This window comes from Streptomyces sp. NPDC046900 (assembly GCF_040644975.1).
Lineage (GTDB): Bacteria > Actinomycetota > Actinomycetes > Streptomycetales > Streptomycetaceae > Streptomyces.
The window spans coordinates 256,221-279,025 of record NZ_JBEYXD010000004.1 but is presented as its reverse complement, the minus strand read 5'-3'; the positions used below and the strand labels follow the sequence as shown (position 1 = coordinate 279,025).

Annotated in this window: 20 protein-coding genes, 1 tRNA gene and 2 pseudogenes; 9 read left to right on the top strand and 14 right to left on the bottom strand. The window is 71.9% G+C overall.

All coding sequences use genetic code 11. The features are described from left to right. Positions 1-22: 22 nt before the first annotated feature. A pseudogene (locus ABZ904_RS06765) lies at positions 23-1,007 on the top strand (ATP-binding cassette domain-containing protein); the annotation flags it as partial. Positions 1,008-1,408: 401 nt separating this feature from the next. Here the strand turns inward: ABZ904_RS06765 and ABZ904_RS06760 are convergent. Beyond that, positions 1,409-2,780: pseudogene (locus ABZ904_RS06760) on the bottom strand (amidohydrolase). 137 nt (positions 2,781-2,917) lie between these two features. On the opposite strand from ABZ904_RS06760, the gene ABZ904_RS06755 reads away from it, so the two are divergent. Further along, positions 2,918-3,868 carry an endonuclease/exonuclease/phosphatase family protein gene (locus ABZ904_RS06755; RefSeq protein WP_360989405.1) on the top strand — a complete coding sequence of 317 codons (951 nt, stop codon included), beginning with the start codon at positions 2,918-2,920 and terminating at the stop codon, positions 3,866-3,868. Positions 3,869-4,033: 165 nt separating this feature from the next. Here ABZ904_RS06755 and ABZ904_RS06750 read toward each other — a convergent pair. The 3 genes from ABZ904_RS06750 to ABZ904_RS06740 all read right to left on the bottom strand — a co-directional run bounded on the left by ABZ904_RS06750 (position 4,034) and on the right by ABZ904_RS06740 (position 5,863). Then, a tRNA-Pro gene (locus tag ABZ904_RS06750) sits at positions 4,034-4,174 on the bottom strand. Between the two features lie 127 nt (positions 4,175-4,301). Continuing rightward, positions 4,302-5,033, bottom strand: coding sequence for a hypothetical protein (locus ABZ904_RS06745; RefSeq protein WP_359389493.1), 732 nt, complete (start codon positions 5,031-5,033; stop codon positions 4,302-4,304). Between the two features lie 41 nt (positions 5,034-5,074). Further along, positions 5,075-5,863: a nucleotidyltransferase domain-containing protein gene (locus ABZ904_RS06740; RefSeq protein ID WP_361821567.1), complete on the bottom strand. Its 789-nt coding sequence runs from the start codon at positions 5,861-5,863 to the stop codon at positions 5,075-5,077. A 280-nt stretch (positions 5,864-6,143) separates the two neighbouring features. Between ABZ904_RS06740 and ABZ904_RS06735 the strand changes: the two genes are divergently transcribed. Together ABZ904_RS06735 and ABZ904_RS06730 are read left to right on the top strand one after the other, a co-directional pair. Beyond that, positions 6,144-6,671 carry a hypothetical protein gene (locus ABZ904_RS06735; protein WP_361821564.1) on the top strand — a complete coding sequence of 176 codons (528 nt, stop codon included), beginning with the start codon at positions 6,144-6,146 and terminating at the stop codon, positions 6,669-6,671. 287 nt (positions 6,672-6,958) lie between these two features. Next, positions 6,959-7,459, top strand: coding sequence for a RidA family protein (locus ABZ904_RS06730; protein ID WP_359389484.1), 501 nt, complete (start codon positions 6,959-6,961; stop codon positions 7,457-7,459). A gap of 266 nt (positions 7,460-7,725) precedes the next feature. On the opposite strand, the gene ABZ904_RS06725 is transcribed toward ABZ904_RS06730, so the two are convergent. Further along, positions 7,726-8,427, bottom strand: coding sequence for a uracil-DNA glycosylase (locus tag ABZ904_RS06725; protein WP_359389481.1), 702 nt, complete (start codon positions 8,425-8,427; stop codon positions 7,726-7,728). 105 nt (positions 8,428-8,532) lie between these two features. On the opposite strand from ABZ904_RS06725, the gene ABZ904_RS06720 reads away from it, so the two are divergent. Beyond that, entirely contained in the window at positions 8,533-9,240 is a 708-nt protein-coding gene (locus ABZ904_RS06720) for an RNA-binding S4 domain-containing protein (RefSeq protein ID WP_361821560.1), read from the top strand. Between the two features lie 78 nt (positions 9,241-9,318). Here ABZ904_RS06720 and ABZ904_RS06715 read toward each other — a convergent pair whose 3' ends face one another. After that, on the bottom strand, positions 9,319-9,813 hold the full coding sequence (locus ABZ904_RS06715; protein ID WP_359389475.1) for a DoxX family protein: 495 nt from the start codon (positions 9,811-9,813) through the stop codon (positions 9,319-9,321). 174 nt (positions 9,814-9,987) lie between these two features. Then, on the bottom strand, positions 9,988-10,929 hold the full coding sequence (locus ABZ904_RS06710) for an acyltransferase domain-containing protein (RefSeq protein WP_360989474.1): 942 nt from the start codon (positions 10,927-10,929) through the stop codon (positions 9,988-9,990). Between the two features lie 153 nt (positions 10,930-11,082). Here ABZ904_RS06710 and ABZ904_RS06705 point away from each other — a divergent pair, with 153 nt between their 5' ends. Continuing rightward, positions 11,083-11,352: a DUF6343 family protein gene (locus ABZ904_RS06705; RefSeq protein ID WP_359389472.1), complete on the top strand. Its 270-nt coding sequence runs from the start codon at positions 11,083-11,085 to the stop codon at positions 11,350-11,352. Between the two features lie 51 nt (positions 11,353-11,403). Here the strand turns inward: ABZ904_RS06705 and ABZ904_RS06700 are convergent, their stop codons facing one another. The 4 genes from ABZ904_RS06700 to rpsA all read right to left on the bottom strand — a co-directional run bounded on the left by ABZ904_RS06700 (position 11,404) and on the right by rpsA (position 15,273). Beyond that, positions 11,404-11,787 carry a tetratricopeptide repeat protein gene (locus ABZ904_RS06700; protein WP_359389469.1) on the bottom strand — a complete coding sequence of 128 codons (384 nt, stop codon included), beginning with the start codon at positions 11,785-11,787 and terminating at the stop codon, positions 11,404-11,406. Positions 11,788-11,837: 50 nt separating this feature from the next. Further along, the gene (coaE, locus tag ABZ904_RS06695) at positions 11,838-12,446 is read right to left on the bottom strand and encodes a dephospho-CoA kinase (RefSeq protein WP_361821556.1); all 609 of its coding nucleotides are present in this window, start codon (positions 12,444-12,446) and stop codon (positions 11,838-11,840) included. Positions 12,447-12,497: 51 nt separating this feature from the next. After that, the gene (locus ABZ904_RS06690; protein ID WP_361821553.1) at positions 12,498-13,436 is read right to left on the bottom strand and encodes a PAC2 family protein; all 939 of its coding nucleotides are present in this window, start codon (positions 13,434-13,436) and stop codon (positions 12,498-12,500) included. A 343-nt stretch (positions 13,437-13,779) separates the two neighbouring features. Continuing rightward, the gene (gene rpsA / locus ABZ904_RS06685) at positions 13,780-15,273 is read right to left on the bottom strand and encodes a 30S ribosomal protein S1 (protein ID WP_359389460.1); all 1,494 of its coding nucleotides are present in this window, start codon (positions 15,271-15,273) and stop codon (positions 13,780-13,782) included. A gap of 395 nt (positions 15,274-15,668) precedes the next feature. On the opposite strand from rpsA, the gene ABZ904_RS06680 reads away from it, so the two are divergent. The 3 genes from ABZ904_RS06680 (at position 15,669) to hrpB (ending at position 19,527) form a co-directional block, all read left to right on the top strand. Continuing rightward, a complete protein-coding gene (locus tag ABZ904_RS06680; RefSeq protein WP_361821588.1) occupies positions 15,669-16,481 on the top strand; it encodes a class I SAM-dependent methyltransferase in 813 nt (270 codons plus the stop codon). A 75-nt stretch (positions 16,482-16,556) separates the two neighbouring features. Further along, the gene (locus tag ABZ904_RS06675; RefSeq protein WP_359389458.1) at positions 16,557-16,943 is read left to right on the top strand and encodes a hypothetical protein; all 387 of its coding nucleotides are present in this window, start codon (positions 16,557-16,559) and stop codon (positions 16,941-16,943) included. Positions 16,944-16,968: 25 nt separating this feature from the next. Further along, on the top strand, positions 16,969-19,527 hold the full coding sequence (gene hrpB / locus ABZ904_RS06670; RefSeq protein WP_361821550.1) for an ATP-dependent helicase HrpB: 2,559 nt from the start codon (positions 16,969-16,971) through the stop codon (positions 19,525-19,527). On the opposite strand, the gene ABZ904_RS06665 is transcribed toward hrpB, so the two are convergent. From ABZ904_RS06665 to ABZ904_RS06655, 3 genes are all read right to left on the bottom strand, one after another. Beyond that, on the bottom strand, positions 19,517-20,509 hold the full coding sequence (locus ABZ904_RS06665) for a DUF3068 domain-containing protein (protein WP_361821548.1): 993 nt from the start codon (positions 20,507-20,509) through the stop codon (positions 19,517-19,519). The two genes, hrpB and ABZ904_RS06665, sit on opposite strands and share 11 nt — an antisense overlap. A gap of 70 nt (positions 20,510-20,579) precedes the next feature. Continuing rightward, positions 20,580-20,714 (bottom strand): SPW_0924 family protein, encoded by a 135-nt coding sequence (locus tag ABZ904_RS06660; protein ID WP_360989374.1) that lies wholly within the window; start codon positions 20,712-20,714, stop codon positions 20,580-20,582. Positions 20,715-20,826: 112 nt separating this feature from the next. Beyond that, positions 20,827-22,542 (bottom strand): lytic transglycosylase domain-containing protein, encoded by a 1,716-nt coding sequence (locus ABZ904_RS06655; RefSeq protein ID WP_359389446.1) that lies wholly within the window; start codon positions 22,540-22,542, stop codon positions 20,827-20,829. Positions 22,543-22,805: the final 263 nt, after the last annotated feature.

Sequence of the window (22,805 nt, the reverse complement as noted above, 5' to 3'; positions counted from 1 at the left end):
CGGCGGTCGGCTGCGCTACGACATGGGCTGGTCCCAGCACTCCGACGCGTTTCTCGAGCTGAACTTCCGGGCCATGGTGACCCGGCTGCCGTCGCTGCTCGCCTCGAGCTTCCGGCTCGCCTGGCAGGCGGACCGGGGCGCCGCCCGTGTCGTCCTGAGCGCCGAAGGAGGCCGCGGGTCGCCCAGGCGGTGAGCTTGCTGGCGGTCAACTCCGTGCTGGCCCGGCTGATGTCCGACGGCCCGGACGAGGACCGACTGCGCGGCGCCGTGCCGGCGCTGTTCGCGGTCGCCGCGGTCTTGCTGGTGTCCGCACTGCTACAGGCGGCGTCGGCGTACGCCACCGGGCGACTGGAGCCGAAGGTGGAGCGGGTCGCCACCGAGCTCTATCTGGAGCGGGCCGCGGCCGTGGAGCTGCCGAGCGGGGCCGGCTCCTGTGCGACGACGTCGACGCGGCGAAGGCCGACCGGCGGCAACTCGCCGAGCGCGTCGCCATGGTGGCTCAGGACTTCAAGCGCTGGCCGTTCACGGCCCGCGTCGATGTCGCGGTCGGACGCACGACCGCGCCCGTCACCGATGAACGCATCACCTCTTCGGTCGCCCAGGCCGGTGCCCAGGACGTCCTCGCGGACCTGCCCGGCGGCCTCGACACGCTGCTCGCGCGCGGTTTCAGCGGCGGGCACGACCTGTCCGGCGGCCAGTGGCAGCGGCTCGGCATCGCCCGCGCCGCCTACCGGCAGGGGCAGATCCTGATCGTGGACGAGCCGACGGCCGCGCTCGACGCCCGGGCCGAACTGGAGGTCTTCGACAGGATCCGCGCGCTGGCGGGCTCCGGCCAGACGGTCGTCCTGATCACCCACCGGCTGGCGTCGGTGCGCCACGCCGATCTCGTGCATGTGCTGGAACAAGGGCGGCTCGTGGAGTCCGGCACGCCGGACGAACTCCTCGCCGCGGGTGGCGTCTACGCCGACCTGTACGCCCTGCAGGCGGCGCAGTTCACGGCGAAGGTCACCAGCCGGGAAGCCGGCTCAGACCCGAGGACCGGCTACTCGGTGGCGTCGGCTCCGGCCACGATCACCAGGAACGCATCCGTCGCGAGGTCCATGACCACCTCCGCGGGCAGCCCCTCCAGGCGGCGCGCCTGCGCGAACTCCTCCGCGGGCCACGATCCGCGCGGCCCGCCCGCGGGAAACCGCTCCAGCACCGTTCGCCCGTTCACCCTGCACCTCCTTGCCACGCCGTCTTCCGGCGAGCCGACCCCGGTCGGCTCACAAAGTTAAACGCCCCTTCCCGCATGAACGGATCGTGAAGTGACGGTACTGAGACGTATTCGACACTCGCTCAGCACGGAATGGCCGTGGATGAACGCATAGTTCCGCTTTGCTGGAACGCGGTGACCCACCAGCACGGCTCAGCCGTCGTACTCCTGGATGCGCCGGCCATGGCCGCGGTCCACGAGGGCGGGCAGCCGCTGCTCCAGCTCGCGCAGGGTCGACGGCAGGTCGATGGTGAGCAGTTCGCGGTCCCGCATGAGGACGCGCCCGTCCACGATCGTGGTGCGGACGTCCGACGCCCGGGCGCTGTGCACAAGGGTGGCCGCGAGGTCGTGGACGGGCTGGGTGTGCGGTCCGCCGATGTCCACCAGCACGATGTCGGCGCGGCGTCCCTGGGCGATGCTGCCGATACGGTCGCCGAGTCCGACGGCCCAGGCGCTCTGGAGTGTGGCGTGGTGCAGCGCCTGCCGGGACGTCAGCCAGCCGGGGTCGCCCTCGGCCGACTTCTGTGCCAGGGAGGTGAGAGCCATGGACTCCCGTACATCCAGGGAGTTGTTGGAGGCGGCGCCGTCCGTGGCGAGTCCGACCGGGATCCCGAGCGCGCGCAGTGCCCGTACCGGTGTGGTGGTGGGCCAGGCGAACTTGAGGTAGCCGCGAGGTGCGGTCGCCACGGCCACGCTTCCGGTCGCCCGCTCCAGCACGGGCAGGTCGCGCTCCACGATGCCGGTGCCGTGCGCGATGAGCAGGTCACTGCCGAGGAGTCCGGCCGCTTCCAGGACCTCGATGGGGGTACGTCCGTGCCGCGCCAGGTGGTGTCGGTCTGTTCGCGGTTCTCGGCGGCGTGGATGTGGACGGGGAGGCCGTGGTCTCGGGCGAGTCCGGCGGTGGCCACGAGGTCCGCGTCGCTCACGGTGTACGGGGCGTGCGGGGCGAGGGCGGTGGTGATGCGCCCGTCCGCGGAACCCCGGTGCCGCAGCGCGAAGTCCAGTGATCGCTCGCGTCCCGCGGCGCCCTGCGAAGAGAAGAACACCTCCCCCAGATGGGCTCGGAGTCCGCAGTCGGCACGACGGAGGCCACGGCGTCCATCGAGAAGTAGTGGTCGGCGAAGCAGGTGACACCGCCGCGGATCATCTCCGCGCAGGCGAGCCGCGCCGCCGACGCCACATCATCCTCGGTGAGGTTGGACTCGATGGGCCAGATGAATTCGTTGAACCACTCCTGCACGGGCAGGTCCTCGGCGATGCCCCGCAGGGCGACCATCGGGGAGTGCGTGTGGCAGTTGATCAGGCCGGGCACAGCCACCTGGTCGCGCGCGTCGATGCGCTCGACGGCAGGCACGTCCCTGACGTCCGCCGCGGGCGTCACCGACTCAACGATCCCGTCCCGTACGACGATCGCGGCGTCCTCCACGAAGCCGATCCGCTCCTGGTCGTCGTGCACGAGGACGGTGCAGCCGGTGAGGACGAGGTCGGCGGGAGCCGTCAGCCGGGCGGCCTGAGTGGACGTCATCCGGTCACCGTACGGCGTGGTCGTACTCCTGGGTGACATGTACCGCGCATCCCGTCGCCGCCCTGTTCCACCGGCGGTTGCGCGCGCAGGCTGGGCCTCACCACAGCCCGCCACCCGGCTTCTGGAAGGAGCCCGGCATGCTCGTCGGCACCTGGAACCTGGAGAACCTGTACCGGCCCGGGGGCCCGTTCGGCCCCAAGGACAAGGCCGCGTACGAGACGAAGCTCGCCGCCCTGGCCGCCGTGATCACGAAACTCGATCCGGCGCTGCTCGGCGTCCAGGAGGTCGGAGAACCCGAGGCACTGGAGGACCTGGCCGGAATGCTGGACGGCCAGTGGCACGTCACGGTCTCCCAGAACCCGGACGAACGCGGCATACGAGTGGGTTTCCTCAGCCGAGCCCAGCCGCGCGTGCTCGCCGACACCAATGGTTTCCCCCACCTGCTGCGGCCGGTTCAGGGAGACGACGACGGGACGCCCGTGGCGCACGCGGGCCGGGGTTTCCTCGCGGTGGAGGTCACCGTCGGCGAGCTGACGCTGAAGGTCGCGGTGGCGCATCTGAAGTCGAAGCTGCTGTCGTACCCGGGCGGTCGCTTCCAGCCGCGCGACGAGGGCGAACGGGCCCGCTTCGGCGCATACGCCCTCTACCGGCGGGCCGGCGAGGCGACGGCACTGCGGGCGCTCGCCGACGACCTGCTGGCCGGCCAGGGGCGCACCCGCGATGTGGCGGTGCTGGGCGACATGAACGACGAGGTGCAGGCCGCGACGACCCAGATCCTGCTGGGCCCGCCCGGATCCGAGATCGGCACACCCGGGTACGAGCACCCGGACCGGGGCGACGCGGTGCGTCTGTGGGACGTGGCGCCGCTCATCCCGGAGCAGCAGCGGTACTCGCGCGTCACCTCCGGGCGGCATGAACTCATCGACCACATATTGGTCAGTCATTCCCTGGTCCACCGCCTTACGGCGGCGGGCACGGGCCTGCCCGACGACGGACCGGTCCTGCCGTCGGTCGGCGCCGATCCGGAAGAGCGACGCGGGGCACCGGGGTCGGACCACGCCCCCGTGTGGGTGCGCTTCGGGTCGTGATGGCAGGGCAGAAGGCCGTAGCCGTGCCGGGACGGGAGCGGGCCCGGGGGCGTAGCCGGCCCCCGGGCCCTGGAATGCCGCCCATGTGGGCACGCCGGCACGCTTGAGGACCCAGGTCAGTCGTGATGTCGCCGCGTCCTGCCTTTGGACCACCGCGTATCGAGCTACGCGGACTGGACTTGAACCAGTATTTCGGCGTCCGGGGCCCGGGCCCGGTCGATCCGGCGATCGGCGGCGAATGCTGAGTCTGGAGCGATAGTCTGAGATTGATCGCGGTCTGCCTCTGCCGAATTGGGCTACCGCGGCCGGGGATTGTGCCGCGGGGAGGACTCGAACCTCCACTGGGACCGCGTCGTCACGACAAGCTTCAGCTTCAGCTTGCGCTCCTCGCGCGCCCCGGCCGTCGTTCGTGGTGGCCGGGGAGTTCTTGAGGCTACCCGAACAGGTAGCCGAAGACGGCGTCACCGACGCGCTGGTCGACGACGTCCGTTCCGTTCGCCTCCTCCCGGGCGAACTTGACGGCCTGCTGGAGCCTCTCGACCCGGTCGAGCAGCTCGTTCACACGCCTGGCGGGAAGGGCGCCGGAGAACTTCACGGTCGTCCAGTATCCGACCGGCACGTCCTCGTAGTACACCTCGACCTGCGCCGGGTGCTTCTCGGTGGCCTCCGCCTTCACATGGTTGCGGGGCACCTTCTTCGTGCGCAGGGTGCGTACCGGCTCCGTCTTCCATGCGTCGGTGGACGGGTCCTGGATCCAGGACTCGGCGGCGTCGAGGACCGGCAGCTTGCGGACGAAGGTGTTGAGATCGACGAGCTGCTTCTCCAGGAAGAGCAGATACGCCACGGGGACATCGGCGACGAGCACCCGCCCGTCCACCTTCACGTCCGCCCTGGCGGCGCAGTTGGCCCAGTCCTTCGTGGCGGTCACGTCGAACAGCCGCGTGAGCGTCGCCGCGGTCTGCCGCAGCACGTCCTCCGCCTTCACCTGGACCCGCGTCGACTCGGGCGGCAACTGCTCGCCCTCTTCGTCCTTCGGCTGGTACGTACGCGAGATGCCGGCCAGCAACGCGGGCTTCAGGAGCCCGTGGTGAGCTGCCGTCAGGTCTTGATGGGACTTGGACTTGATGCCCTTCTCGACTGCGATGATCTGATTGAGTTTCGCCACGCCGGAGACGGTAGCAGCGAGATACTCGACGTTTCGAAGGATTATCGGGCCGCGGATTCCCTTGCGGCGACAAGGGCTTCACCGAAGACCTCCTCGGCCGACCCGATGGCCTCCGCGAGCCCGTCCGGGGCGGCTCTCAGCCCCGACACGATCTCGTCGACCCCCCGCAGCCCCGCCCGCTCCAGCAACCGCTTCTCGTTGGTCACCCACTCCCCCCGTGCGGCCAGCACGGCGTGTGCGGACTGGGCGGCGGCCGTGGCCAGGGCGCCGGCGACCTCGGTGAGGCGGGACTTCGGTGCGTGGTTGGCCTTCGCGTACGAGAGGGTGGCGCGTGCCGTGCCGTACCAGCGCTCGGCTGCGGAGCCGCGCAGCGGCTCCGGATATGCCTGCGGGCGCGGAACGGTGCCTCGCAGCACGCGGTTCACGGCCAGTTCGGCGACGACCAGATAGCTGGGGATGCCGGCGAGGTGGAACAGCAGCGGCTCGACATGGAAGCGGCCCTCCTCGGCCTCGGCCAACTCGTGCTCCACGACGTCGAGATCGCGATAGTGCACGTCGACGCGGCGGCCGTCGACGGTCAGCCAGGCGCCGCCGTTGAAGACTCCCCCTCCCCAGCCGCCGATGCCCGACACCTCGCCGGGCCAGCCGGTGGCCCGCAGGTGTGCGGGGTCGAAGTCCGGACCCCTGTAGTACACGGCCAGGTCCCAGTCGCTGTCCGGGCCGTGGGTGCCTTGCGCGCGGGAGCCGCCGAGGGCCACGGCCCCGACCGCGGGGAGGCCCGCGAGCCGGTCCGCCACGTGGTCGAGGAACGCCTTGTCGTCCACGGTCACCCCCGGCCGTCCCCGTGACCGCGAGTCTCGTCGCCGGCCGAGCGCGCCTCGATCCCTCCGGCCGCCGTCGGCTCCGTCAACTGGTCCACCGGGCCCCTTCGTCGCAGATACGGCCACCTACCGTAGCCGTCGCCGGACCGTCCGTCCGCTGGGTTTGCGGGGATATCGCGAGGGCGCGGGTCCGGGTCGGGGCGATTGTCAGTGCCGCGCGTTATCAATGGTGGTGTCGTCACAGAGCGTGACGATCCGCGGGTTATCGGCGGGGTACGGGGAGGCAATGATGGCCGGTTACGAGGCACCGGACAGCCGGCGGCACGTCGCGCGGGCGGAACCGGAGGGGGCGGCGACGTGGCAAAGGCAGGCGGTGCTGGAGCGGATCAGGGCCGAGGCGATCGAGATCCCTCGCCTGGACCCCGGGACCTTCGCGCTGCGAGCCCTGGAGCACCGCGCACGTACGGAGAGGGAGCGGCGGCTCTCCGGTGGTGCCGCCGGGGGCACCCGCGACACCTCTCCCGCTCCGCCCGCCATCTCACCCATGCCTGCGCGCGGTGGCTCGCCGCCAGTCCCGGCCGACCGTTCCGCGCTCGACCCCTGGAAGGTCGGCTATCTCCTGCACCGGCTCAGCCATCATGACCGGCTCCTGGACGACATCTCCGGTGCCGGGCGAGCAGAGGCCATGGCAGTCCTGCGGCAGCGGATCTGCGCGGCCATCGCCGAGGCGTATCCCGCCCTTGCGGAGGAGTGCGTGCGGCAAGGGAGTGGCCCCGCGATGGTCGACCGTCCTGACGGGGATGGCCGGCCGCCTTGATGAGGCCGGGAACCGGCTCGCTGGGCGAGGGCGGTCTCGGCGTGTGCGTCACGGTCCGGACGTGCCCCGGATCGGGCAGGCGAAGCGGCCGTGCGCGGTGGGGCTTCACCGGTGGACGCGACCCAGGGCAGGGCCGGTTCGCGGCGGGGCCGCGCGATGCGCTCGGCCCCGCCGCGAACCGGGACGAATTCGGATGCGGTCGATGGGCGGCACCGCGCATGATCGGCGGGTTGCGGTGCGATCGGCACGCGGCCGGTCGCACCGGTAGTCGCTCCCCGGGAGGCACCATGCTCAAGCGCGTCACCGTTCCCACACTCTTCCCACCGCCCCGCTACGCGCACGCCTCCGTCGTGGAGGCGGGGACCCGGCTCGCGTTCCTGGCCGGATCCGTGCCGCTCGACGCGGACGGGAATCTCGTCGGCGAAGGCGATCCGGTACGGCAGGCCCAGCAGGCGCTCGCCAACCTCGATGAGCAACTGCGCGCGGTCGGAAGCGACATGGCGCACGTGGTGTCGACGGACGTGTATGTGGTGAGCGGCGAGCCCTCGGTGCTCTCCGCGGTCTGGGACGTGGTCGAGGCCTCGGGGCTCAGCACCGGGCCGCATTCGTCGACGCTCATCGGCGTGGCCTGTCTCGGGTACACCGGACAGTTGGTCGAGATCACCGCGACCGCCGTGATTCCGACCTCGTCGGCCGTCGCTCCCACCGCGGCAGACGTGGTTCCCACCGCGACGGCCATTGTTCCCAACGCGAGAACCGTCGCTCCCGCCGCCCCGCAGGAGGCGTAACAGCCCCTTCTCCCGGGAGTTGTGGCCCGTCATCGCCTGCACGACGCCGTCTCCCAGCGGCGCATCGCGGCGGCTCGCGTCGTCTGAGCGCCCGGACACCGTCCGAGTCGCGGTCCAGGCGGGGCGCGGCTCGGCGGCGGGCGCCCGCGTCCGTCACCGCGACCAGCGCCTCCGCCACGCTCGTGCGCAAGGCCGCCCCGTCATGGCCAACCGGCCGGGGAGCCGGCTCGTCGGAGTCGCGGACGTCGTGACCGCTCGGCCCCGGTCTACCGCTCGGCGGGCAGACCCGCCGCCTCGGCCGCCGTGCGCAGCACGTCCCGCAGCATCTCGGGGGTGAGGCGACCCGTGAAGGTGTTGCGCTGGCTGACGTGGAAGCAGCCGAAGAGCTCGAGGCCCTCCAGCGTCACCCGGGCCCCGTGCCCGAACGCGGGTCGGGGTCGCGGCACCGCCCAGCCCGCCTCGGCGAGTGCGGTCAGCGCGGCCTGCCAGCCGAAGGCGCCGAGCGCCACCACGGAGCGCAGGGACGGCCGCAGCAGCCGCAGTTCCTGGACGAGCCACGGCCGGCAGGTGTCCCGTTCCCCGGGCGTCGGCTTGTTGGCCGGCGGGGCGCAGTGCACCGGGGCTGTGACACGCACCCCGTACAGTTCCAGGCCGTCGTCGGCGGCCACCGACGTGGGCTGCGACGCCAGGCCCACAGCGTGCAACGCTGCGTACAGGACGTCGCCGGACCGGTCGCCGGTGAACATCCGCCCGGTGCGGTTCCCACCGTGGGCCGCGGGGGCGAGACCGATCACCAGCATCCTGGCGTCCGGCGGTCCGAAGCCGGGCACCGGCCGTCCCCAGTAGTCCCAGTCGGCGAACGCGGCGCGCTTGGTACGGGCCACTTCCTCCCGCCACTCGACCAGACGCGGGCAGGCGCGGCATCCGGTGATCCGCTCGTCCAGCGCGGCGAGGCTGCTGCTGTCCATGCCTCCACGGTAGAGCCGGACGGAAACGGTCCCGCACGAGGGCTGGGAGGGGTCCCGAGAAAATGACGTCCGGTTGACCCAGCTCAGGGGACTAAGGTCGAGGACATGGCTGCTGCAGATGCGGACGACGACAGGACGGGCGCGACGGGCGCGGCCCAGGCAGGCGGCACGGGCCGGGACGCCGAGCCGGGTCCGGCCCGCGAGGCGGATCGGCGCGACTCCGACGGCCCTGAAGAGGACCGCGCGGCCGATGCCTCGGCCTCGGTGGAACCCACAGCCGACGCGAAGAAGGCTGCCGCTGCGGCCGCCGCCGACGCCGCCGGACCGTCGAACGGCGAGAGCGTTCGCATCGACAGCTGGATCTGGTCGGTGCGGCTCGTCAAGACCCGCTCGGTCGGTGCGACTGCCTGCCGGGGCGGTCATGTCCGGGTGAACGGCGAGCGCGTGAAGCCCGCGTACGCCGTGCGCGTCGGTGACGAGGTGCGTCTGCGGCACGAGGGCCGGGAGCGGGTCGTCGTCGTGAAGCGTCTGATCCGCAAGCGGGTCGGGGCCCCGGTGGCCGTCCAGTGCTACATCGACAACAGTCCGCCCCCGCCGCCCCGCGAGGCCGTGGCCCCGGCCGGCGTCCGCGACCGCGGCACCGGCCGCCCCACCAAGCGCGACCGCCGCGAGATGGAACGCCTCCGCGGCCTGGCAGCGGCCCCCGGCGGCGGCTTCGCGGACGCCTATGCGGCGGGGCGCCATCCGGGCGGTCAGCGACGGGCCAAGGGCGGGAGTCGGCCGGACGGCCGGGGCGGCTCCGGGGCGAGCTGAGGCCGGGGCGGAGCAGGGGCGGTCCCCCGCCCCGCCCCGTTCCGCGCCGCACACCCTCGCTCTCATGGGCGGAGCCGGTCATGCGCGGCGCAGTACCAAGCGCGCCAGGTCCGCCACACGGTGGCGCCGGGCCCAGGCGATCAGCGCCAGCGGGACCAGCAGGATCAGCGGGGTGGCCGCGTTCTGACCGTCGAAGACGGTGAGCTGGACGATGAACGCGCCCACCATCAGCCCGGACAGCGCCATCGCCGCGACCGGCGCGAGGAGCGGGATCACCAGGGCGACAGCCCCGGCCAGCTCGAGTGCGCCGATGGTGTACATCCCCGGGTGCCCCCAGCCGATCCTGTCGAAGGAATCGGCCGCCGACGGGTGCGCGATCAGCTTGGGAAGCGCGCTCGCGAGCCCATAGAACAGCGCGAGCGCGATCTGCAGAGCGCGCAGGGAGATCTCGGCACGTCGGCTCCGGCTGCGCCCACGGCCCGGCTCGCGGGCGGCGGGGACGGCCTGGGCGGCTGAGGCGGTGGTCTCGGACATGAGGTTCTCCTCGGGGTAGCGGGTCAGCAGTGCTGTCACAGAGGTAGACCCGTCCATGTCCCGCGACTCATCGCTGCCCGGCCGCCTTTCCCCACCCGGTTCTCATGCCCGTCCGACGGGCGGTCTTCCGCGCCTCGTTCCCGATCCCGCATCACCCGATGCGGTGACACGTTCGAGAGTGAACCCCGCGGAGCCCCCGCACGGGGGGCGCGGTCAGAGCGCGAACCAGCCGTGCCCGCCGTACCAGTGCCCGCCGGACCGCAGATGGTCCACCACCGCCCGCTCCACACTGCTCCGCCGAGGCAACCGCTCCACCGGAAGGTCGGGGTCGCCGAAGACGAAGCCGACCGGCATGCCGTCGTCGGGCGTCGTCTCCTGGTGCGCGAGCTCGAAGCGGTCCTGGAAGCGGATGATGTTGGAGTCGGCCGGGAGATAGTTCTTGAGCTGCGGATCGAGCAGCCAGGAGTCGCACACGGCGATCTCGTAGCGCTCCTCCGGATAGTGCTCGGCGAAGAAGGCCCGGGCCAGTGCCAGGGACCGCTCGCACGCGGACGCCGACAGGGGGCCGCTGAAGTCCGGTATGTGCAGGCTGAGACAGGGGTCGCCGGGTCCGAGCGCATGGCCCGCCGCGGCGACGGCCCGTCCGGTGCGCTGCCCGAGCCGTGCGCGCTGGTACTGCAGCCGCCCCAGCTGGAACAGCTCCCCGTGGAAGTGCAGCGCCGTCCACCACGGGAACAGCAGCCCGCCCGTGCCACACCGCCGGCGGTGCACGGCCATCTGCCGCCCGAGGTCCGCGAGGGTGCGGCGTGACACCTCCTCGGGGATGCCGCGCTCCCGGTGGTGGGCGCGCACATAGGGAAGGGCGGCGACGAAGACGTACACATGGAAGAACCGTCCGAGCGCCCCCGCCGACTCCGGGAAGGACGGCGGTTCCCAGGCCCTGCCGATCTCCCCCATGTCCCGAACGAACCGGGTGACGCACCGCCCCAGCAGCGTCATGGCCTCCGCGTCCCGCGCCAGCCGGGCGCGCAGGGCGACGAGGTCGTTGATGTCCTCGTGGGGTACGGACAGGTCGAGCAGGATGCCGGGGAGTTCGTCCGCGTCGGGCAGGACGAGCCCCGTGGGGGCACCGCCCTCGCTCTCCAGGTCCCGCATCCATTCGGCGAGCCGCGTGTCCTCCCGCAGCGCCTCCAGCACCGTCGCCTCCCCTCGAGGACCCGCCCCGCGCTCGCCGCGACCCGTCGGATCCGGTCACCGTTTCATGGTGAACGTGCATCACGAAGGGTACTTGTCCCGGTAGGAACGGTGATGGTGATGCGTACCGGCAGCGAACCGACGACAGCGCGCAGTGCCCTGCGGGCGCGGTTCTGGCTGAGCGTCTGGGGCCTCGTCTGGGCGACCTTCGGAACGGTCGTGTTCGCCCTCCTGGGGCGGCCCGGCTGGGCAGCCGCCTGCGGCGTGCTGTGGCTCATCGTCACGGTGGACATGGCCGTGATCCTGCGCCACATCCATCAGGGCCCGCACTGGCAGCCGGGCCGCGATGTCCCGCCGTATCCGCCGCCCGACCACCGCCGGTAGGGCACCTCGGTGACGGAACTCCGCCGGTCCCCTCGGAGCGGTGGGGCGCCCCTACGGGGAGTCGAAGCGCGCCGCTCTCAGGTACTCCGGGTTCGGGTCCAGCGCGGCGGCGAGCCGGAAGTGCCGCTTGGCCTCCTCCGGACGTGACTGGCGCTCGTAGGTGCGGGCCAGCGCGAAGTGCGCGAACGCGTTGTCGGGTTCACGCTCCAGCACGATGCTGAACTCCAACTCCGCGGGCCGCAATTGCGCTGCGGCGAAGAAGGCACGCGCGCGCAGCAGCCGCGCAGCGGTGTTCTCGGGGTGCGCGGCGATCACGCCGTCCAGCAGTTTCACCGCGCCCCGGGGGTCCCGCGCGGCGAGCAACTGCTCGGCGGCGCGGAAGTCGATCACATGGGTCTCCGGAGTACGTCCGGTCGGATCGCTGGTGTCGGGCACGGCAGAGTCCTTCCCTAACTTCCGGGGTTCAACGCCCCCGGGGTCGACCGCTATTCCTGCGGGAGCCGCGCTCGGCGCACCAGATCAGCCCATATGTCCCTTACGTTCCGTTCCAGCTGCTCCAGTGGCCCGTCGTTGTCGATGACGATGTCCGCCGTTTCCAGCCGCTTCTCCCGCGTGGCCTGGGCGGCCATGCGGGCGCGTGCGTCCTGCTCGGTCATGCCGCGCAGACGGACCAGCCGGTCGAGCTGGGTGGCGGGGTCGGCGTCGACGACGATCACCACGTCGTACAGCGGGGCCAGCCCGTTCTCGGCGAGGAGCGGGACGTCGTGCACGACCACGGCGTCCTGGGGCGCGGCGCTCTCCAGTTCGCGCGAACGGGCGCCCACCAACGGGTGCACGATCGAGTTCAGGACGGCCAGCCTCTCCGGGTCGGCGAAGACGATCGAGCCGAGCTTGGGGCGGTCGAGGCCCCCGTCCGGCGCCAGGACGTCCTCGCCGAAGGCCTCGACGACCGCGGCCAGCCCGGCCGTTCCGGGCGCGACGACCTCGCGCGCGATGCGGTCCGCGTCGATCAGCACGGCCCCGCACTCCACGAGCAGCCGCGACACCTCGCTCTTGCCGGCCCCGATACCGCCGGTCAGGCCCACCTTCAGCATGACGCGAAGCCTACGGCCTGGCACCGGCGGCACCGGCGACGGGCCCCGCGTTCAGCCGTCGCCCTCACGCTCCGCCAGGAAGCGCTCGAATTCCTGCCCGATCTCGTCCGCGGACGGGATCTCGAGGGGCTCGGCGAGCATGTTGCCGCGTGTCTCGGCACCTGCCGCGGCGTCGTACTGGTGCTCGAGGCCCTGAACGAGAGCGACCAGTTCCTCGTCGCCCTCCTGGATCTGCCGGTCGATCTCCGTCTGTGTGCGGTGCGCGTCCGAGCGCAGGGAGTGGGCGATCGTGGGGAGAACCAGCCCCGTCGCGGCCGTGATGGCCTCCAGGGCGGTCAGTGCCGCGTCCGGGTAGGCCGAGCGGGCGATGTAGTGCGGGACGTGGGTCGCGACGCCCAGTACGTCGTGTCCGGCCTGCATGAGCCGGTACTCGACCAGGGCCTCGGCGCTGCCGGGGACCTGCGCCTCGTCGAAGGGGCTGCGGTGGCCCGGCACGAGGTCGGTGCGGTTGCCGTGCGGGGTGAGGCCCACCGGGCGGGTGTGCGGCACGCCCATCGGGATCCCGTGGAAGCTCACCGACAGGCGGACGCCGAGCCGCTCCACGATCTGCCGGACGGCCACGGCGAAGCGCTCCCACTCCACGTCCGGCTCCGGGCCGGTCAGCAGCAGGAAGGGCGCCCCGGTGGTGTCCTGGACGAGGCGTACCTCGATCGTGGGCTCCACGTAGTCCGTCCAGCGGTCGCGCTCGAAGGTGAGCAGCGGGCGGCGTGCGCGGTAGTCGACCAGCCGGTCGTGATCGAACCTGGCCACAACTTGGTGGGGCAGCGAGTCCAGGAGCCGGTCGACGATCTGCTCGCCGGCCTCACCTGCGTCGATGTAGCCGTCGAAGTGGTAGAGCATGACCAGTCCTGCCGACTCCTGGGCGAGCGCCATGTCGACGACGGCCAGGCCCTTCGGCTCCCATGCGTACAAACCCTGCGGATCAAGCACTAGACCGCTCCTCCTCGTGTTCGTACTGCACAACGTGGGCCGGGACACGTCCATTCCCGATCCGTGTACCGACACACAACACTCAGTCAGTCCCCGGAGGCTCCGGGCCCGGGAAGCTGCCGGGAGGGCCCCGGAGACCCGACGCGCGTGAGCCCCTGGGCCGAGGTCACGACACGCCGGACAGCATGCCCGGACGCCGCCTCGGCGATGCGACGAACCGCCGGCCGGCGACGCTGCCGATCTCCCCTCCCTTGGGGAGGTGCGGCGCCCGGTAGGCACGGCTGAGGGCCCGCCCCCAGGGGGACGGGCCCTCAGTCATCGGCTAACGCCTAGCGGCGAGCGTTCAGCTCTGACCGCCGGCCAGCTTCTCGCGCAGCGCAGCCAGCGCCTCGTCCGAGGCCAGGGCGCCAGAGTTGTCGCCACCCTCGGAGGAGTACGAACCGCCGGTCGCGGCCGGAGCGGCGGGCTCGCCACCCTCGGCAGCGGCGGCAGCGTCGGCCTCGCGGGACTTGATGACCTGCTGCTGGTGCTGCTCGAAGCGCTGCTGCGCCTCGGCGTACTGGCGCTCCCACTCCTCGCGCTGCTTCTCGTAGCCCTCGAGCCAGTCGTTGGTCTCGGGGTCGAAGCCCTCGGGGTAGATGTAGTTGCCCTGGTCGTCGTAGGACGCGGCCATGCCGTACAGCGTCGGGTCGAACTCGACCGAGGCCGGGTCGGCGCCGAAGGACTCGTTGGCCTGCTTCAGCGAGAGGCTGATGCGACGGCGCTCGAGGTCGATGTCGATGACCTTGACGAAGATCTCGTCGTTGACCTGGACGACCTGCTCCGGGATCTCCACGTGGCGCTCGGCCAGCTCGGAGATGTGGACCAGACCCTCGATGCCCTCGTCCACGCGGACGAACGCACCGAACGGAACCAGCTTCGTGACCTTGCCGGGCACGACCTGGCCGATCTGGTGGGTGCGGGCGAACTGCTGCCACGGGTCTTCCTGGGTCGCCTTCAGCGACAGGGAGACGCGCTCGCGGTCCATGTCGACGTCGAGGACCTCGACGGTGACCTCCTGGCCGACCTCGACAACCTCGGACGGGTGGTCGATGTGCTTCCAGGACAGCTCGGAGACGTGGACCAGACCGTCGACGCCACCCAGGTCCACGAAGGCACCGAAGTTGACGATCGAGGAGACCACACCGGAACGGACCTGACCCTTCTGCAGGGTCGTGAGGAACGTCTGGCGGACCTCGGACTGGGTCTGCTCGAGCCAGGCGCGGCGGGACAGGACCACGTTGTTGCGGTTCTTGTCCAGCTCGATGATCTTCGCCTCGAGCTCCTTGCCGACGTACGGCTGGAGGTCGCGGACCCGGCGCATCTCGACCAGGGAGGCCGGGAGGAAGCCGCGGAGGCCGATGTCGAGGATGAGACCACCCTTGACGACCTCGATGACGGTACCGGTGACGATGCCGTCCTCTTCCTTGATCTTCTCGATCGTGCCCCAGGCACGCTCGTACTGGGCGCGCTTCTTCGAGAGGATCAGGCGGCCTTCCTTGTCCTCCTTCTGGAGGACGAGGGCCTCGATCTCGTCGCCGACGGCAACGACCTCGTTCGGGTCGACGTCGTGCTTGATCGAGAGCTCGCGGCTCGGGATGACACCTTCGGTCTTGTAACCGATGTCGAGCAGGACCTCGTCCCGGTCGACCTTCACGATGACGCCGTCGACGATGTCGCCGTCGTTGAAGTACTTGATCGTCTCGTCGATCGCTGCGAGGAAGGCTTCCTCGTTACCGATGTCGTTGACCGCTACCTGCGGAGTGGTGGCGGTGGTGGTCTCGGTGCTGCTCGTCATGTGGGAAAGGGCTCCGGTACGGACATTAAGTCGTAGGTACTGCTTACGCCGGGAGCCCGTTTCGCTCTGTAGAAGCCGGACAGCCAAGGAAGCGCCACCTTGCAGGACACTGGGTGCCCAGTGGCGCCTCGAGAACCGAGGGGACATACAACAGATGCGAGCGCAACCTGCTACGTCTGAGGTGCGCAGGCCCGCAGCGCAACTTGTAGCATACGGGGGCAGCCGGGCAGGGTCAATGCGCGAAGCCGCCCACCCGGGGCGAATCGCCACATTTCCGGCACAAAGCCCACCCGGCTGACCGCATACCGGGTGACGTCACAGGCCACGCAGACCCAGGACACCTCTTTCCTGACACGCCGAAGCGGGTTGGTCGGAAGAGTACGACGAGGGAGCCGATCATCCAAGAGCCCGAGCAGTTCGAGCCGGAAGCCACCCGGCGTGCCGTCGGCGTCACGGAGAGTTCCCGGGCCAACCGGGGCTGGTGGGACCGGAACGCGGACGAGTACCAGATCGAGCACGGCACCTTCCTCGGCGACGACCGCTTCGTCTGGTGCCCGGAGGGCCTCGACGAGGTCGAGGCCGAGCTGCTCGGCCCGGCGGAGGACCTCAAGGGCAAGGACGTCCTGGAGATCGGGGCCGGCGCGGCCCAGTGTTCACGCTGGCTGGCCGGCCGGGGTGCGCGGCCGGTGGCTCTCGACCTCTCCCACCGTCAGCTCCAGCACGCCCTCCGCATCGGCGGGGACCTCCCCCTCGTCCAGGCCGACGCGGCCGCCCTGCCCTTCCGCGACGCCTCCTTCGACCTGGCGTGTTCCGCGTACGGGGCGCTGCCGTTCGTCGCGGACCCGGCGCTCGTCCTGCGCGAGGTGCACCGTGTGCTGCGCCCCGGCGGCCGTTTCGTGTTCTCGGTGACGCACCCGATCCGCTGGGCGTTCCCGGACGAGCCGGGGCCCGAGGGCCTGTCGGTGTCGGGTTCGTACTTCGACCGCACCCCGTACGTCGAGCAGGACGAAGAGGGCCGGGCGGTGTACGTCGAGCACCACCGGACGCTCGGCGACCGGGTGAGGGACATCGCGGCCGGCGGGTTCCGGCTCGTCGACCTGGTGGAACCGGAGTGGCCCGCCTGGAACACCTCGGAGTGGGGCGGGTGGTCGCCGTTGCGCGGCGCCGTGCTCCCGGGGACGGCGATATTCGTGTGCGAGCGCGGCTGACACGAAGGGTTCCGGCCAAACTCGGCTCACGGCGGGCGAGTGCGTATGCCCGGACTCCGGGCAGGGCACAAACGAATGACCGGCAAGTCGTCCCCCGGGCTGCGCACGCAGTGCCGGGTGTTCGGGGGTGGGCGCGTGCACATCTGCCCGGTCTGCGAGCGGAGCGACAGGACCACGAAGCTCAGCGCCCATTGGAGGACGCTCTCACCTGAGGGGCGGGCCCTGGCACCGCACCTGGCCCGTCCCGCGCTGCACGACGAGCGCTGGTCGGCGCCACTGGGGCTGCTGGCCCTGGGGTGTGCACTGCTGCTGTCCGAAGCGTGGCTGGGGTTCGTGGGCGTGGCCGGCGGAGGTCTGTGGCTCGTGTCGCTGCGCGACAAGGTGGCCCAGACCGCGCGCCGGCGGGCCGACTGGCACAGGAAGGCGTTCTGCCGCCGGTGCCACCAGGCCTTTCTGCCCTGACGGTGCCGCCTGGAACACTGGTGCGGTGATCCGCCACGACGCCCTCGACCGCCTCGCCGTCCGTTCCGCGGTGCCCGCTCTGCGCGGTGCGCTGGACGAGCACGGTGTCGCGGTGCTGTGCGCGCCGCCCGGGACCGGCAAGACGACGCTCGTGCCGCTGGTCCTGTCCGGGCTGGTCGGCGATGGCCCGGCGCGTCGTGTGGTGGTCGCCGAGCCCCGGCGGATCGCGGCACGGGCCGCGGCCCGGCGGATGGCCTGGCTGCTCGGGGAGAAGCCCGGGGCGAGCGTCGGCTACACCGTGCGCGGCGAGCGCGTGACGGGGCCGCACGCGCGCGTGGAGGTCGTCACGACCGGTGTGCTGCTCCAGCGGCTGCAGCGGGACCAGGAGCTGGCCGGTGTCGACGTGGTCGTGCTGGACGAGTGCCACGAGCGGCATCTGGACGCGGACACGGTCGCCGCCTTCCTGCTGGACGTACGGGGCGCCCTGCGGCCCGAGCTGCGGCTGGTGGCGGCGTCTGCCACGACGGACGCGCAGGGCTGGGCCCGGCTTCTGGGCGGGGCCCCGGTGGTCGAGGCGGAAGGCGTCTCGTACCCCGTGGAGGTCGTGTGGGCGCCGCCCGCGCGTCCCGTCCGGCCCCCGCGCGGGTTGCGCGTGGACCCGGTTCTGCTGGCGCATGTGGCCTCCGTGGTGCGGCGCGCGCTCGCCGAGTGCGACGGGGACGTGCTGTGCTTCCTGCCCGGCGTCGGGGAGATCGCGCGGGTGGCGGGACAGCTGGGCGACCTGGGCGGTGTCGAGGTGCTGCAGGTGCACGGGCGGGCGCCGGCGGCCGTCCAGGACGCGGTGTTGTCCCCCGGCACCGGACGGCGGGTGGTTCTGGCGACGGCCGTCGCGGAGTCGTCGCTGACCGTGCCGGGGGTCCGGGTGGTGGTCGACTCGGGACTCGCGCGGGAGCCCCGGGTGGACCATGCGCGGGGGCTGAGCGCGCTGACGACGGTACGGGCTTCGCAGGCGGCGGGCCGGCAGCGCGCGGGCCGGGCCGGACGGGAGGCGCCGGGCCGGGTGTACCGCTGCTGGCCGGAGGCCGAGGACGTGCGGCTGCCCCGCTTCCCCGCGCCCGAGATCAAGCTGGCCGACCTCACGGCGTTCGCGTTGCAGACGGCCTGCTGGGGCGACCCGGACGCATCCGGGCTTGCGCTCCTGGACGCGCCCCCCGTCGGGGCCATGGCGGCGGCGCGGGTGGTGCTGACGGCGATCGGAGCCGTGGACGCGGCGGGGCGGCCCACCGAACGGGGCGTGCGGATGTCCCGGTTCGGCCTGCACCCGCGGCTGGCCCGCGCGTTGCTGGACGCGGCGCCCGAGATCGGCGTGGACCGGGCCGCCGAGGTGGTCGCGCTGCTGAGCGAGGAGCCGCCGCGGGAGTACGGGGACGACCTGGCGGCGGCGTGGCGGACGGCCCGGCGCGGGGGCGACGCGTACGCGGCCCGCTGGCGGGACGAGACGCGCCGGCTGCGCGGCGCCCTCGGCGATGAGCCGGGCGCCCCTTCCCGGGACGGGCGCGCCCCCGGCCCCCGGGACGCTTCGTCCGGCACGGGCGGGGCGGGGCAGGCGCAGGACGATCACGTGGTCGGTCTTGTCGCCGCTCTCGCCTCTCCCGAACGGCTCACGCGGGCCGACGGCGGTTCCCATCTCATGGTGAGCGGCACCCGCGCCGAGCCGGCGGACGGGTCGCGGCTGCGCGGCGCCCCGTGGCTCGCCGTCGCCGTCGCCGACCGGCCCGTGGGGTCGGGGCACGCGCGCGTACGGCTCGCCGCTGTGGTGGACGAGGGCGTGGCGCGGCACGCCGCCGCGGCTCTGCACTCGGAGGGCGACGAGGTCCACTGGGCGGACGGGGACGTCGTGGCCAGGGCTGTCGAGCGGCTGGGGGCGGTCGAGCTGACGACACGGCCGTTGCGGGAGCCCGCCCCTTCCCTCGTCCGTGCGGCCCTGCTGGAAGGGCTGCGCGAGGAGGGATGGGAGCTGCTGCGCTGGACGGAACAGAGCCGTCTCCTGCGGCAGCGCCTCGCATTTCTGCGCCTGCATCTGGGCGAGCCGTGGCCTGACGTCGGCGACGGCGCGCTCCACGCGCGCGTGGACGAATGGCTCGAGCCGGAGCTGAGCCGTGCCCGTCGGCGTGCCGACCTCGCGCGCATCGACGCCGGGCAGGCGCTCGCCCGGCTGCTGCCCTGGGCCGGCGGGGACGCCGCCCGGCTCGACGAGCTCGCCCCCGAACGCGTCACCGTCCCCAGTGGGTCCAGGATCCGGGTCGACTATGCGGACCCCGAGCGGCCCGTGCTCGCCGTCAAGCTGCAGGAGATGTTCGGGCTGCAGGAGTCACCCGAGATCGCGGGTGTGCCCCTCCTCGTGCATCTGCTGTCCCCGGCCGGGCGGCCCGCCGCCGTCACCGCCGACCTCGCGTCCTTCTGGCGGGACGGCTACCGGGCCGTGCGGGCGGAGCTGCGGGGCCGCTATCCCAAGCACCCCTGGCCCGAGGACCCGGCGACCGCGGAGCCGACCCGGCACACGAACGCGCGGCTCAGGCGGTGACCGGCTCCGGCTCCACGGTCCCGGTGCGAGCCGCCTCGCCCTGGGGCCGGTCGCGTGCCTCCAGCCACAGGGACAGTGACAGCAGACAGATGCCGAGGACGAGGAAGCCCCAGGGCAGGTAGGACGTCAACATGAGGACCAGTTGGCGGTTGTGCTTGACGAGGGCGACCGTCGAGCGGATGTAGTCCTCGCGCATCTTCACATGGCCGGCGAACACCGTGACCTTGTCCCGGCCGCCCAGCAGTGTGCCGCCGCGCAGCTCCTCTTTGTGGATCTCCTCGCCGTAGACGGGCGCGCCGGTGACGGGCTCGACCCAGAACTTGCGGACCGTGGTGTACCACCGGGTCGTACCGGTCTTGGCGACGGATGCCGCGGTGATGCCCTGGACGGGCATGACCTTGGGGAAGGGGACCTTGGTCCAGGGGATGGTCTGTTCGAAGTAGTAGACCTCGACGCCCCGGAAGGTCTGCGTGCCCTTGTAGTGGATGGGTGCCGTGAGGCGGGCCTGCGCGTCGAAGTACTCGTAGTCCCTCTTCTGCGTCAGGAAGGGCCACTTGAACTCGATGCCGTCGCGCCGGACGGGGTCGTTGTCGACCATCTCGCCGGTCGCATGGACCGGTTCCTGGCTGTGCGCGTCGAAGATGTAGCGCTCGGGGATGCGGGAGACCATCTTGCCGTCGGGGCCCTGTACATAGGACAGGCCGTCCCAGACCACCACGTCCCGGCCGGCCGTCTTCTCGATCTTCTTCGCGGCCTCCACATCGCCCTTGAGGGTCTGCACGATGGTGACGTTCGAGACCCTGCGGGACTTCATGGTGCCGTAGTCGAGGAGGGTGGCGCCCTTCGCCTCCAGGACCATGTCCTGGTACTGGTTCGCGGGGACCTTGGCGAGGCGCGGGAAGACGTACCAGCGCATCAGCGGGGACAGCGCCGTGAAGAACACGGCGAACGCGAGCAGGATCAGGCCGGCCCTACGGCGCATCTCGGCGTCCTCCCTGTGCGTGCGGTGCGCATGTCCGGGTGCCGTGCCGTGCCGTCGCGGCGCCCTTGCGTCACGGATGGCTGGGGACGGTCGTCAGCAGAGGCTTCGGCGAGGTCTTGCCGGTGGGCGCCCCCATGGCCGTCATGGTGAACACCAGGGCGAGCGCCGCGCAGAGACCGATCGCGGCTGCGATGAGGGCGCGCATGGGGGCCTCCCGGCCTTTGCTGATGCATCGTCAGATCCGGCACGGTAGCAACGTCCGCGTGAGATGAGAACACGTCGCACGCACGACGGCGGCGCCTGTGCGCCGGGGCCGGTCAGGCGGTGGAACTGGCCGACGGGCTGGGGTCGCCCGACGGTGCCGCCGCCGCGACGTCCAGCTCGACCGTCAAGGTGGCCCCGCCCGCGGTGGTGATGCGGAGCAGGAACGTTCCGGTCGTGTCGTCGGCGTAGAGCTGCGGAAGCTGCAGCTGGCCGTCGGCGTCGGTCTTCAGGCCCGTGAGGGTGCGCACGGTGTTGCCGTTCGCGTCCTTGAAGTAGGGGCCCTTGTCGTTCTCGGTCGGGTCGTCGGCCGACTTGACGAGCGTCGCGGTGGCCGCGACGCCGTCCGCGACGGCGCCCTGGTAGGTGGCCTTCACCGTGACCTGGTCCGCGAACTGGCCGCCAGGGGTGCAGGTCAGCGGGGTGTCGCTGGTGCGGACGAGGGCGTCGGCCTGGCGTTCGGTCACCGTGACCGGGTAGTCGAGGCCGGCGACGGTCCGGCCCACGACGAGGGCGCGGACCTGGAAGTTGCCGGTCTTCTGGCCGGCGACGAGCGCGGGTGCGGTGGCCCTGCCCCAGCTGTCGGTGACGACGGTCGCCACGGTCTCGCCGCCCGTGAAGGTGGTGTCGGTGTCGCCGCTGATGGTGAACCGCACACGGACCTTGGACACGACCTTGCCCACCTTGGTCACGGCCTTCACCACGACCTTCTGGCCGAACGTGTCGCCTGCCATGGCGGAGAGGCTTCCGGTGCCGCCGTCCGCCAGGTGGTCCACCGTGTCGGTGGCGGTGGGCGGCGTGGAGGGCGTCGGCCTCCCCGGCGTCGGCCTCCCCGGCGTCGGCCCGCCCGGGCGGGGGCCGGTGGAGCCGGGCTTCGTCTTCCCCGGCTTCGGCGAGTGGCTCGCGCCGGGCTTCTCGTCGCTGCGGTGCCTGGGCACGCGGCCCGTGCCGTCCGGGATCGAGTGGACGCCCTTGCGGTAGTACTCGTACCAGGACAGAACGGTCTTCAGGTAGTCCTGCGAGTTGTTGTAGCCGAGGATCGCCGCGTTCATCTCGGACTGGACCGACAGGTCACGGTCGAAGCGGCACAGATAGTGGGCGGCGGCGAGGGCGGCGTCGTAGACGTTGTTGGGGTCCTTGACCCCGTCGCCGTTGCCGTCCCGCCCGGCCCACGCCCACGTCGAGGGTATGAACTGCATCGGGCCGACCGCGCGGTCGTAGACGATGTCGCCGTCGTAGACGCCGTTGTCGGTGTCCGTGATGTTCGCGAAGCCGTTGCCGTCGAGGACCGGGCCGAGGATCTTCGTGAACGTCGTGCCGTTGGCGTCGACCCGGCCGCCGCTCGCCTGGCCGGATTCCACCTTGCCGATCGCGGCGAGGAGTTGCCACGGCAGGTTGCAGCCCGGCTTGGCCTGCCGGAGTTCGGCCTCGGCCTTCTTGTAGGCGTCGAGGACGGTGGCGGGTATGCCGGACTCCCCGGCGCCGACCACCCCCGTGGTGGGGCCTACGGTCGGGGTGGGCGAGTCGGTGGGGCTGTTGAGCGGCGGGAGGTCGGTGTAGTAGCCGCCGTTGCCGGTGGCCGTGTCCCCACCGCCACTGCCGGTGCCGTCGCCGGCGGCGTCGGGCGCGGACTGCGCTCCGGTGGTCTGTCTGGCCTGGTCGTCGCCGGTCGCTCCCGGAGCCTGGGACGCCGCCAGAGCCGCGACCGCTGCCGCAGCCACAGCGGTGGTTGCCGCCCCCTTGCGCAGCCGCCTGCCCATATGCGCCGCCATTGAGTGAACCCCTCCCGTCGACGACCCAATATCTGTTCGTTTTCGGTACTGCGCGCATTCGATCACGCACCCGTGCGCCGACCAAGTGACCCTACGACAACTCCTGGCACCCCGACACCGGTTGGCGCCCGGTTTTCACCAGTTGGTCATGTGTGGTTGGGCGGGACGCAGGAGACGGACGGACCGTCTTGTCCGCTTCTTGCCTCCCGCATACTGGACGTCTGTGATCGCCGGGACGTTCCACCCGGACGACGACTGCCGCG

Coding starts and splice junctions, on each gene's coding strand:
- ABZ904_RS06755 (WP_360989405.1), top strand. CDS start 2,918: ATGCTCGTCGGCACCTGGAACCTGGAGAACCTGTACCGGCCCGGGGGC.
- ABZ904_RS06735 (WP_361821564.1), top strand. CDS start 6,144: ATGGCCGGTTACGAGGCACCGGACAGCCGGCGGCACGTCGCGCGGGCG.
- ABZ904_RS06730 (WP_359389484.1), top strand. CDS start 6,959: ATGCTCAAGCGCGTCACCGTTCCCACACTCTTCCCACCGCCCCGCTAC.
- ABZ904_RS06725 (WP_359389481.1), bottom strand. CDS start 8,427: ATGGACAGCAGCAGCCTCGCCGCGCTGGACGAGCGGATCACCGGATGC.
- ABZ904_RS06720 (WP_361821560.1), top strand. CDS start 8,533: ATGGCTGCTGCAGATGCGGACGACGACAGGACGGGCGCGACGGGCGCG.
- ABZ904_RS06710 (WP_360989474.1), bottom strand. CDS start 10,929: ATGCGGGACCTGGAGAGCGAGGGCGGTGCCCCCACGGGGCTCGTCCTG.
- ABZ904_RS06705 (WP_359389472.1), top strand. CDS start 11,083: ATGGTGATGCGTACCGGCAGCGAACCGACGACAGCGCGCAGTGCCCTG.
- coaE (WP_361821556.1), bottom strand. CDS start 12,446: ATGCTGAAGGTGGGCCTGACCGGCGGTATCGGGGCCGGCAAGAGCGAG.
- rpsA (WP_359389460.1), bottom strand. CDS start 15,273: ATGACGAGCAGCACCGAGACCACCACCGCCACCACTCCGCAGGTAGCG.
- ABZ904_RS06675 (WP_359389458.1), top strand. CDS start 16,557: ATGACCGGCAAGTCGTCCCCCGGGCTGCGCACGCAGTGCCGGGTGTTC.
- ABZ904_RS06665 (WP_361821548.1), bottom strand. CDS start 20,509: ATGCGCCGTAGGGCCGGCCTGATCCTGCTCGCGTTCGCCGTGTTCTTC.
- ABZ904_RS06660 (WP_360989374.1), bottom strand. CDS start 20,714: ATGCGCGCCCTCATCGCAGCCGCGATCGGTCTCTGCGCGGCGCTCGCC.
- ABZ904_RS06655 (WP_359389446.1), bottom strand. CDS start 22,542: ATGGCGGCGCATATGGGCAGGCGGCTGCGCAAGGGGGCGGCAACCACC.